Below are 6,266 nucleotides of genomic sequence, written 5' to 3'. Positions count from 1 at the left end.
TTGTCTGCAATGTCAGCGCACTTGCGGTCGGCGATACACCGGAGACGTGGGAGAAATCGTTCCGCGTCGACATGATGCACACCGTCAACTCGGTCGCGGCTGCGATGCCCTATCTCGAGAAATCGAAGGCGGCCTCTATCGTGATCGTATCGAGCGTGTCCGGGTTTGAGGTCGACTTCGCCGCGGGCTCCTACCGCGCCGTCAAGGCCGCGCTGATCCATTATGCCAAGGGCCTGAGCACACAACTCGCGACCAAGGGCATCCGTGTCAATGCGGTGTCACCGGGCAACACCTATTTCGAGGGTGGAATCTGGCACAATATCGAGAACGGCAATCCGGATCTGTTCAAGATGGCCATGGGCCTCAACCCGACCGCCAAGATGGGCACTGCGCAGGAAGTCGCGGCGGGCGTTGTCTTCGTTGCGAGCCCGGTCGCCAGCCGCATCTCCGGCACTAATCTGATCATCGACGGTGCACTCACGAAAGCAGTGTGACCTGTCGTTCTGCTGCGTCATTGATCGGTCGCGCTCACAGAATGCGCAGCGGGCTGGTGACGCGGCAGATCTTCTGTCGCGGAACACGATCGGGGATGATTGCTATCAAAATTGTCCTTGACATGAATGAGTGGCCGGGAGAGCCTCATACCGCGCTGAGCAAGGTTGCTCGCAACGGCGCAACCCAATTTGCACCATCTCTCACGGCAATGTTGGCCGCAGTCTGATCGTACCGGGCACGATGCTCAGGTGACGACGAACTTGATGTGTCTGGGTTGTGAGCATGCCGCCTCTCGATATCGATATCGGAGTTCTGTTCTCCACCACTGGCTCGTACGGCACGGTCGCGCAGTCGATGCTGAACGGCGCGCTGCTCGCTGTCGAGGAGGTCAATCGGTCGGAGCTGGGGCTGCGGATCACGCCGTCGATCCATAATCCGGGCGGAGATCTCGCGAACTATGCCATGCACGCCGAAGCATTGCTGCGCGGCGGCATCCGCCACGTGGTCGGCTGCTACACCTCGTCGGCGCGCAAAGAGGTCATACCGCTTTTCGAGAAGCATGACGGATTGTTGTGGTATCCGTCGCATTACGAAGGCTTCGAAAGCTCCAACAACGTTATCTATACGGGCGCCGCGCCGAACCAGCACATGCTGCCGCTGGTGGAGTATCTGCTGCAGCATCACGGCCGTCGGGCCTTCTGCGTCGGATCGAATTACATCTGGGCTTGGGAGAACAATCGGATCCTGCGCGAAAGCGTCAGTTCGCGCGGCGGAACGGTGCTGGCCGAACGCTATTTCGCGGTCGGTGAAACCGACTTCAGCCAGGTGGTCGAGGCGATCATTGCGGCGCGGCCGTCCTTCGTGTTCCTCACGCTGATCGGCACGTCCGCCTATGCGTTCTTCCGCGCCTTTCGTGTGGCCTGCCGCGCTGCCGGCATCGATCAGGCGCGCGAGATGCCAGTGGCCAGCTGTTCGCTCTCCGAGCCGGAACTGGAGGCCATCGGCGGCGATGCGGTCGATGGTCATCTCAGTTCGAGCGTCTATTTCACCTCGATCGAGAGTGCGGAGAATGCGCGCTTCCTGCAAGCCTATGGTGAAGCCTTCCCCGAAGGGCCGACTGCGTCGGCAGACGCTGAAGCGTCGTACAACGCCGTCTGGCTGCTCGCGCGCAGCATTGCTGCTGCGGGCAGCGACGATCCGCGCATGGTTAAGGGTCGACTGGTCGAGCAGCATTGCCACGCGCCGCAAGGCGACGTGTGGATCGACAGCGAAACCTTTCACGCCTTCCTGACGCCGCGGATCGGGCGCTCCAATCACGAGGCGCGGTTCGATCTGGTCGGCGAAGCGCGCGCGCCGGTGCGGCCGGATCCCTATCTGATCAACAATTCCGGAAGATTCGAGGCTGCCCCGTTTCCCGTCCTGAGGCTGGTGTCATGATCGAGCCGCGGCTGTTGCAGAATTTCAATGGCAATCGGGCCCTGGTGGTGACCGACAGGGCATCCGCAATGGATACGCTCGTTACCGCGCTGGAGCGGCTCGGCGTCGCCGTGGCAGCCGGAAACATCGTCGGGTCGGTGGGTGATATCGATCTGACCACGCTGTCTGCAGAGCGGGACGTCATCTTCATCGATGGCGATATGGGAGATGGCGCCGCGTTGCCGCTCACGCCGGTCGGGCAATTGCCGCCGGCGCCGGTGATCGGCGTGATAGGCGTCACGGCACCCAGTCGCCTGAAGGCGCTGATGCGCGCGGGTGCCACATCATTCCTGCGCAAGCCGATCCACGCCTCCGCCGTCTATCCGGCGCTGTTTGTCGGCGTCAACGAATATCGTCGCCATCGCCATCTCGAAGCGCTGCTTGAAGATCAGGAGCGTCGCCGCCGTGGTCGTCGCGACGTGGTGAAGGCCATCATCCGCGTGATGGCCGTGCATGGGCTTGATGACGACGGGGCCTACGATCTGCTGCGACGGCGCTGCATGGCGGCGCGGCAGACCATGGAAGAATACTGCAGCGCTCTGGTGCGGGAGCAGGACCTTGTCGCTGACGATACATGCTGCGGTCCCGATGTCGCTAGGCAGGAGCGTCGCGCCAAGTAATTCCGAGAGGCAAGTAGTTCAAACAGACGGGTAGTTCAAACAGAGGAGAGTGACATGTTGGAGACCATCGCGAGGGGGACGCGTGTCGCGTCCCTCATCGGAGCCGGCTTGCTTGCAGCCAGCTCAGCCTATGCCGCCGACCCGATCAAGCTCGGCGTGCTTGAAGACCAATCCGGTGATTTTGCTCTGGCTACCATAGGCAAGCTTCATGGCATACAACTGGCGACGGACGAGATCAACGCGGCTGGCGGCATTTCGGGGCGCAAGCTCGAACTTGTGATCTATGACACGCAGTCCGACAATACGCGTTACCAAGAATTCATGCGCCGCGTGCTCCAGCGCGACAAGGTGAATGTGGTGTTCGCCGGCTTCTCCAGCGCCTCTCGCGAAGCCTACCGCCCGATCGTCAACCAGCTCGATGGCTTTGCCTTCTACAACAACCAGTATGAAGGCGGGGTGTGCGACGCCAATATGGTCGTTACCGGGGCCGTGCCGGAGCAGCAGTTCTCCACGCTCATTCCGTGGATGATGGAGAAGTACGGCAAGAAGGTCTACACCATCGCTGCCGACTACAATTTCGGTCAATTCTCGGCCGAGTGGGTGCGCCAGATCGTCAAGCAGAACGGCGGCGAGATGGTTGGCGAGGAGTTCATCCCGCTCGGTGTCTCGCAATTCTCGCAGACGATCCAGAACATCCAGAAGGTCAAGCCGGACGTGTTGATCACCCTGTTGGTCGGCACCGCGCAGGCGTCCTATTACGAACAGGCGGCCGCGGCCAATCTCAAGGTGCCGATGGGATCCTCGGTCAATGTCGGGCAGGGCTATGAACACAAGCGCTTCAAGCCGCCGAGCCTCGCCAACATGTATGCGACGGTCAACTACGTCGAGGAAGTCGATACGCCCGCCAGCAAGGCTTTCGTGGCGAAATGGAAGGCCAAGTTCCCCAACGAGCCCTATATCAATCAGGAAGCCGAGAACTCCTATCTCGCCGTCTATCTCTACAAGCAGATGGTCGAGCGGGCCGGCGGCAAGACCGCGCGCGCCGATCTGCGTGCCGTGATCGCCAAGGGCGACGTCTGTATGGATGCGCCCGAAGGCAAGGTGTGTATCGATCCCAAGAGCCAGCACATGTCGCACACCATCTATATGGCCAAGGTCGGCGACGATCATTCCATCACCTTCCCGAAGGTCTGGAATGACATCAAGCCGTACTGGCTGGGCGACGCCGGCTGCGACCTGACCAAGAACGATCCCAGCCAGCAGTATACGCCGAGCAATCCGCCGCCGAAGCCGTAATGCCGATCGTCGCCGGGATGCTCGATGCGTTCCGGCGACGGCCCTCAAACCTCTCGCAGAGGCCTCTGGATGGACGTGCTGGGTTCCGTTTTCGGATTTATCTATCAATGCGGCGACGCTTTCGCCTTTCTGGTGCTGGCCGCCTGCGGCCTTGCGGTGATCTTCGGCATGATGGGGGTGATCAATCTCGCCCATGGCGAATTCATCATGTGCGGTGCCTATGTCACCGTGAATGCCAACCGCGCCGGCCTGCCGCTGCCGCTGGCTGTGCTGTGTGGCGCGCTGGTCGCCGGGCTCATCGGCCTCGTGGTCGAGCGCATCGTGGTGCGGCAGCTCTATGAGCGGCCGATGGATACGATCGTCGCAACATGGGGGCTGAGCCTGATCGCCACCCAGGGCACGCTGATCGTGCTTGGCTCCAGCGTTCCCGGCGTGGGCGTGCCGCTCGGGAGTTTCACGGTCGGCCACTATTCGTATTCGACCTATCGCCTGGTGCTGATCGTGGTGGCGCTGGCCGTGCTTGCCGCGCTCTATCTCGCCTTCAACAAGACCCGCTTCGGCGTGCTGGCGCGCGCCACCATTCAGGTGCCGCATATGGCGGAAGCGCTCGGGGTCGACACCAAATTCGTCTACAGCATGACCTTTGCGCTCGGTGCGGCGCTGGCCGGCCTGACCGGGGGACTCTATGCGCCGACCATGACCATCGTGCCCACCATGGGCAGCACCTTCATCATGGAGGCTTTCGTGACCGTCGTAGTCGGCGGCGCGGATATCTTCCTCGGCACGGCGCCGGCAGCGGCGGTGCTCGGCATCGTCAAGGCGGCGATGACGTCGTGGCAGGGGCAATTGTTCGGCCAGATCGGCCTGCTCTTCGCCGTCATCATCGTGATCCGGGTGCTGCCGAAAGGCATATCCGGCTTTATCCTGCGGGAGCGGAGCTGACATATGCGCGCGCCCGGTTTTCTTCGTCTGCTCGAAGGTCCGCAAACGCTGGGCCGCGGGCCGTGGTTCTGGAGCGCCGCCGCTCTGGTTCTGCTTGCGGCGCTGGCCTATCCGCAAATGGCGGATGGTTACACGGTCGGCAACACGGTGTATTTCTTCACCTGGGCCTTCATGGCGCTCGGCCTGTGCCTGATCTGGGGCTATGGCGGCACGCTCAGCTTCGGCCAGACCGCTTTCTTCGGCCTGTCCGGCTACACCTATGGCGTTCTGACGCTGAATTTTGGCGCGGCCTATGGCTTCACGCTGATATCGTTGCTGGCCTCGCTCGCCGTTGCGGCTGCCTTTGCTGCCGTGCTTGGCTACTTCCTGTATTTCGGGCGCATCAGCGGTGTGTTTCTCGGCATCGTGACCCTGTCTGTGACGCTGGTGTTCGAGCGCTTCATGGCGCAGACCGCCGGCCCGGAATGGCGCATCGGCACGGCACGGCTGAACGGCTATAACGGCATGAACGGCATGCCGCCGCTGACCGTGCCGTGGTTCGGCGGCGACATCGTGCTGTTTCCAGATGTGGAGCTCTACTATGTCGTGCTCGGCCTGCTGATCGCGACCTATCTCGCCCTGCGTATTCTGGTGAATTCGAAATTCGGCAATGTGCTGGTGGCGATCCGCGAAAATCCGGAACGCGCCGAAATGCTCGGCTACGACATTCGCAAATATCAGCTGATCGCCTTCGTCATCGGCGCCGCGCTGGCCGGGCTCAGCGGCACGCTCTACACGGCCTGGGGCCAATACATCACACCGTCCAGCATGAGCATCACGGCCGCCGCATTGCCGATCGTGTGGGTCGCGGTGGGCGGCCGCGGCGATCTTACGGCTACTCTGGTCGGCACGCTCACGGTGCTCGCCGCATTCCAGGCGCTGACCATTTACGGCAGCCAGTATGCGCTGGTGGTCATGGGCGTGTTGCTGGTTGCGACGGTACTGATTGCGCCGGAAGGATTGATCGTCAGCCTTGCACGCGTGTTCGGTCGCCGGCGTCGGGGAGGGGCATGATGCCGATCCTCGAAACCCGCAATCTCAACAAGCGTTTCGGCGGCCTGCATGTCACCGCCAATATCAATTTCGCCCTTGATGAGGGCGAACTGCATTGCCTGATCGGACCCAACGGTGCCGGCAAGAGCACGTTCTTCCGCCTGCTACTGGGTGAACATCTGCCGTCCAGCGGCAACATTGTCTATGCGGGAGAGGACATCACGGCGCTCAAGCCGTTCCAGCGTATTCGCCGCGGCATGAGCGTCAAGTTCCAGGTGCCCGGCATCTTCAAGGCTCTCAGTGCGCGGCAGAATCTGGAGATCGCACTCCAGCATCATCTGGAAAGCACGTCGCTCGGCGCGGAAGTCGATCGCCTGCTGGGCTTTCTCAATCTCACCGACGTCG

The 6,266-nt window shown here is 61.9% G+C and carries 7 protein-coding genes; all 7 read left to right on the top strand.

Going from position 1 to position 6,266, the window contains the following annotated elements:
* On the top strand, positions 1–494 hold a 494-nt coding region (locus ACIQ17_RS29570; protein ID WP_398473007.1), incomplete at its 5' end, for an SDR family NAD(P)-dependent oxidoreductase.
* Positions 495–777: 283 nt separating this feature from the next.
* Entirely contained in the window at positions 778–1,932 is a 1,155-nt protein-coding gene (locus ACIQ17_RS29565) for a transporter substrate-binding domain-containing protein (protein ID WP_398473005.1), read from the top strand.
* A complete protein-coding gene (locus ACIQ17_RS29560) occupies positions 1,929–2,591 on the top strand; it encodes an ANTAR domain-containing response regulator (RefSeq protein WP_398473004.1) in 663 nt (220 codons plus the stop codon). The genes ACIQ17_RS29565 and ACIQ17_RS29560 overlap by 4 nt, the downstream gene beginning before the upstream one ends.
* A gap of 54 nt (positions 2,592–2,645) precedes the next feature.
* Complete coding sequence (locus ACIQ17_RS29555; protein WP_398473003.1) at positions 2,646–3,887, top strand: urea ABC transporter substrate-binding protein; 1,242 nt, start codon at positions 2,646–2,648, stop codon at positions 3,885–3,887.
* Positions 3,888–3,962: 75 nt separating this feature from the next.
* On the top strand, positions 3,963–4,829 hold the full coding sequence (locus ACIQ17_RS29550; protein WP_398473002.1) for a branched-chain amino acid ABC transporter permease: 867 nt from the start codon (positions 3,963–3,965) through the stop codon (positions 4,827–4,829).
* Between the two features lie 3 nt (positions 4,830–4,832).
* Positions 4,833–5,882: a branched-chain amino acid ABC transporter permease gene (locus ACIQ17_RS29545; protein ID WP_398473001.1), complete on the top strand. Its 1,050-nt coding sequence runs from the start codon at positions 4,833–4,835 to the stop codon at positions 5,880–5,882.
* The coding region (locus ACIQ17_RS29540) for an ATP-binding cassette domain-containing protein (protein WP_398473000.1) at positions 5,882–6,266 on the top strand (385 nt) is incomplete at its 3' end. The genes ACIQ17_RS29545 and ACIQ17_RS29540, both read left to right, overlap by 1 nt.

The sequence above is a fragment of the Tardiphaga sp. genome (assembly GCF_044340795.1).
GTDB lineage: Bacteria > Pseudomonadota > Alphaproteobacteria > Rhizobiales > Xanthobacteraceae > Tardiphaga.
Note: the sequence above shows the minus strand (reverse complement) of the source record. Positions and strands in the feature narration are given on the sequence as shown.

Coding starts and splice junctions, on each gene's coding strand:
- ACIQ17_RS29565 (WP_398473005.1), top strand. CDS start 778: ATGCCGCCTCTCGATATCGATATCGGAGTTCTGTTCTCCACCACTGGC.
- ACIQ17_RS29555 (WP_398473003.1), top strand. CDS start 2,646: ATGTTGGAGACCATCGCGAGGGGGACGCGTGTCGCGTCCCTCATCGGA.
- ACIQ17_RS29560 (WP_398473004.1), top strand. CDS start 1,929: ATGATCGAGCCGCGGCTGTTGCAGAATTTCAATGGCAATCGGGCCCTG.
- ACIQ17_RS29545 (WP_398473001.1), top strand. CDS start 4,833: ATGCGCGCGCCCGGTTTTCTTCGTCTGCTCGAAGGTCCGCAAACGCTG.